Source organism: Mitsuaria sp. TWR114 (assembly GCF_007997345.1).
Map to the genome: position 1 here is coordinate 1 of NZ_VOSR01000883.1, position 527 is coordinate 527.

Annotated in this window: 1 protein-coding gene; it reads left to right on the forward strand. The window is 70.0% G+C overall.

Going from position 1 to position 527, the window contains the following annotated elements; genetic code table 11:
* Positions 1 to 527 (forward strand): tripartite tricarboxylate transporter substrate binding protein (locus FUT87_RS25330; RefSeq protein ID WP_147242790.1); only part of this gene is annotated, 527 nt, incomplete at both ends.

The window sequence follows — 527 nt, forward strand, 5'->3', positions numbered from 1 at the left end:
CAAGAAGCTGCCCTACGACCCGGTCAACGGACTTCGACCCGATCGCGCCGCTGTTCAAGGCCTATTTCTTCGTCGGCGTGTCGGCCAACAGCAAGTACAAGACCGTCGGCGACATCGTGGCCGATGCCAAGGCCCATCCCGGCGCGCTGAACTACGGCTCCTGGTCGGTCGGCAACCCGGTGCACCTGGGCGCGGCGCAGCTCGAGGCGATGACCCAGACGCAGATGACGCACGTCGTCTACAAGGAGACGTCGATGCTCTACACGGCCGTGGCCAACGGCGAGCTCAACTTCGCCCTGGGCACGATGGCGACGGCCGGGCCGCTGCAGCGCGCCGGCAAGATCCGCTTCATCGCCATCACCAGCCCGAAGCGCCACCCGGCCTTCCCCGACGTCCCCACCGTGGCCGAGTCCGGCGGCCCCGCCGGCTACGAGGCCACCGGCTGGACCACCATCGCCGCGCCGCGCGGGCTGCCCAAGGCGGTGCAGGAGCGCATCCAGCGCGACATCGAGGCCGCGCTGGCCGAG